Annotated in this window: 1 pseudogene; it reads right to left on the reverse strand. The window is 56.3% G+C overall.

Annotation, left to right across the window (positions count from 1 at the left end):
* A pseudogene (locus tag QPL98_RS19420) lies at positions 1-1,201 on the reverse strand (IS3 family transposase); the annotation flags it as partial.
* Positions 1,202-1,269: the final 68 nt, after the last annotated feature.

Genomic DNA, 1,269 nt, shown 5'->3' on the forward strand with positions numbered 1-1,269 from the left:
TGAGGTGGACCCAGTCAGTTGGACAACCTGATGGTGTCCCTAAGCTATGATCCGGTTGTTTCCCTGGCTCAGGCTGCCAAGGATATGGATTGCCCGTAGTACACCTCATCGGGCGTTTGGTAATCAAGGGTTTGGTGGTACCGGGTCTGATTGTAATGCCGGAAGTACCGGTGGAGCGCCTGCTTCAAGTGGTGTCCATCCTCGAAGGCGGTGAGGTAGACACACTCGTGCTTGACGCTTCGCCAGAGCCGTTCCACGAAGATGTTGTCATGGTAGCAGCCCTTGCCGTCCATGCTGATCCGGACACAGTGTTCCTTAAGAACGCCTGTAAAGGCTTCACTGGTGAACTGGGCACCCTGATCGGTGTTGAAGATCTCCGGCGATCCATGGCGCTGTAAGGCCTCCTCCAGAGCATCGATGCAGAAGTCTGTGTCCATGGTGTTGGAGACCCGCCAGGACAGCACTTTACGGCTGTACCAGTCGATAATGGCGACCAGATACATGAAGCCTCGGGCCAGCGGCACGTACGAAATATCCGTTGCCCACACCTGGTTGGGGCGGTCGATCTTCAGCCCTTTGAGCAGGTACGGATACACCTTGTGCCCATCGCCCGGAATGCTGGTTCTGGGGCGTGGATACACCGCCTGGATGCCCATGGTGCGCATCAGGCGCTGCACTCGCTTGCGGTTGACCCGATAGCCCTGGTGCTGCAAGTGAACCCGCATCTTGCGAGAGCCATAGTACGGCGTTTCCAGGTGCTGTTGATCAATCAGATACATCAGATGCAAATCCTCCGGACACTGCTCACGAGGGACGTAGTACACCGATGAGCGGCTCAGCTTGAGCAGCTCACACTGGCGCGAAAGACTGACTTGGGGATGACCACGCTCGATCATCGCCAACCGCTGTTGACGGCTTACTGATCGAGCTTGCGCGACAAAAAATCGCGTTCCACCGTCAGTCGGCCAATCTCGCGGTACAGCTCGTCTGTGCTGGGTTCATCGGATTGCTTGCCGGCCTTCTTCTTGCCTTCGAAGAGGCCCGGTGCATTCTCCAGCAGCTCGCGCTTCCAGGTGCTGACCATGGTGGGGTGGATCTGGAAACGGGCAGCAATTTCGGATGTGGTCTGGTCACCCTTGAGGGCAGCCAGGGCAACTTTGGACTTGAATGATGCGCTGTATTGCTTGCGTTTCTTGCTCATGATTCTCCTCCTTATGGAGATGATGAATCAGAGCTTAGGCACCTGTCCAAAATTTGGGGTCCACTTCA

Source organism: Marinobacter sp. ST-43 (assembly GCF_030541085.1).
Classification (GTDB): domain Bacteria; phylum Pseudomonadota; class Gammaproteobacteria; order Pseudomonadales; family Oleiphilaceae; genus Marinobacter; species Marinobacter nauticus.